The following is a 2,264-nucleotide window of genomic DNA, read 5'->3' as shown; positions in this document are numbered from 1 at the left end:
GGCGGGAGACCTGATGGTGACCACCCTGGTCGGCAAGAGCGAGGGCGAGCTCGACGAGACCATCTACAACGGCGCGAACCGCGCTACGATTGCCCGGGCCTAGCCGTGCAAGCCAGGCAAGGTTGTGATTCGCCTCATCTCTGGGCACTCTGATGGATACCGTTCATCCGCTACCGAGATCCGCCATCATGCCCGATGCCTCCAACCGCACACTCAGTGCCATCGACGCCCTGCACGCCCAAGATCCACGCTCGGCGTGTCAGGCCGATGGCACCGCCCTGCCCCAGGAGCTCGCCTACGCCGAACGCATGACCCACTGGCTGTTCGAGTTCGAAAGCGACCCGAGCGAGCTTCTGCAATTGGCGGTGCGCGCCCAGCATCTGCAGCGCTGGAAAGTGCCGCGCGGCGACTATCCCGAGGGGCGTGTGGGCTATCTGACCTGGCGGCGCGATCAGGGGCTGCGCGCCGGGGGCACCGCGGCGACGCTGATGCGCGAAGCCGGGTTCGATGACGAAAGCGCCCAGCGGGTGGCGGACATGATCGCCAAGAAGGGGCTGGGGCGCGACCCCGAGGTGCAGAGACTCGAGGACTGTGCGTGCCTGGTGTTTCTCGAAAATTACTTCGCGGACTTTTCGCGCAAGGTCGAGCACGATCATATGGTACGCATCGTGCAGAAGACCTGGCGCAAGATGTCCCCCCAGGCGCACGCGCTGGCGCTGGAACTTCCGATGTCGAACACTTCGGCGGCCATCGTCAAGGAAGCGCTCGCTTAGACGTGAGTGCCCCGCGCGAAGATGCAGCCGCGCCTGGGCTGCGGTAAAGTAGGCCGCCTCTTTCCTCCCTGCGCAGTGACGACTCGACCCACTATGATTGCATCGCTTGATTCGCGTAAGGCCCCCCTTTCACGGCTTGGCGCCCAGTACGTCCGCTTTCTCGAGGCGCTCAAGGCGCGCGGCTTCGAAGGCGAGATCGCACCGGACTACGCTAGCCGCACGGTGCTGGCGACGGATAACTCGATCTACCAACGCCTTCCCCAGGCGGCGGTGTTCCCCCGCCACGCCGAGGACCTGGAACGGCTCGCCAAGCTCGCCTTCGAGCTGCCTCATCGCGACATCGTGCTCACCCCGCGCGGCGGCGGTACCGGCACCAACGGTCAGTCGCTCACTGACGGGCTGGTGGTCGACGTGTCGCGGCACATGAACCGTATTCTCGAGATCGACGTCGAGAACCGCCGGGTGCGGGTCCAGGCCGGCGTGGTGAAGGACCAGCTCAACGCGGCGCTCAAGCCCCACGGGCTTTTTTTCGCGCCGGAGCTCTCGACCTCGAACCGGGCGACCCTCGGCGGCATGATCGCCACCGACGCCAGCGGCCAGGGCAGCTGTGCCTACGGCAAGACCCGTGATCACGTACTGGAGCTCGACACCGTGCTGCTGGGCGGCACCCACCTCTTGAGCCGCCCGCTCGACACCGACCATGCCGGAGGCCGCCGCGATCATCGACGAGCAGCGTGAGCTGATCGAGCGCACGTTCCCGCCGCTCAACCGCTGCCTGACCGGGTTCGACCTCGCCCACCTGCGCGACGACGACGGCAGGCTGAACCTCAATAGCCTGCTCTGCGGTGCCGAAGGATCGCTCGGTTTCGTCAGCGAAGCGGTGCTCAACGTGCTGCCCATTCCGCGCCACTCGACGCTGGTCAACGTGCGTTATGCAAGCTTCATGGACGCGCTGCGCGATGCCAAGGCGCTGATGGGCAGCGCCCGTCCCACTTCCATCGAGACCATCGACGACACGGTGCTCGCGCTCGCCATGGAGGATTTCGTGTGGGACGGCGTGGCGGATTTCTTCCCTGCGGGTGAAACGCCGATCGGCGGCATCAACCTGGTCGAGTTCAACGACGACGACGAGACGCGCCTCGACGAGCAGGTCGCGGCGTTCGCTGAGCACCTGGGGCGCGACGCCACCGTCACCCGGCTCGGCTACACCCTGGCCAAAGGGCGCGGCCAGATCAATACGGTCTACGCCATGCGCAAGCGCTCGGTGGGGCTTCTGGGCAACGTTCAGGGGGAGAAGCGCCCGCTGCCGTTCGTGGAAGACACAGCGGTGCCGCCGGAACAGCTGGCGCCGTTCATCGCCGAGTTCCGTGCCCTGCTCGACGAGCGCGGCCTCGCCTACGGCATGTTCGGCCACGTGGACGCAGGCGTTCTGCACGTGCGCCCGGCGCTGGACATGAAGGACCCGGCCCAGCAGGCGTTGATCCGCTGGAG

The 2,264-nt window shown here is 66.5% G+C and carries 1 protein-coding gene and 1 pseudogene; both read left to right on the top strand.

What is annotated here, in order from left to right:
- Window positions 1–188: 188 nt before the first annotated feature.
- Complete coding sequence (locus tag BIS11_RS15560) at window positions 189–773, top strand: DUF4202 domain-containing protein (RefSeq protein WP_227389268.1); 585 nt, start codon at window positions 189–191, stop codon at window positions 771–773.
- A 93-nt stretch (window positions 774–866) separates the two neighbouring features.
- Window positions 867–2,264 (top strand): annotated as a pseudogene (locus BIS11_RS15555) (FAD-binding oxidoreductase); the annotation flags it as partial.

Source organism: Halomonas sp. 707D4, from assembly GCF_024158685.1.
Lineage (GTDB): Bacteria > Pseudomonadota > Gammaproteobacteria > Pseudomonadales > Halomonadaceae > Vreelandella.
The sequence above is the reverse complement of the archived record's forward strand: the minus strand, read 5'-3'. Positions and strand labels throughout refer to the sequence as shown.

Bases quoted from the DNA above. Each gene is read 5' to 3' on its own strand.
- BIS11_RS15560 (WP_227389268.1), top strand. From the start codon at position 189: ATGCCCGATGCCTCCAACCGCACACTCAGTGCCATCGACGCCCTGCAC.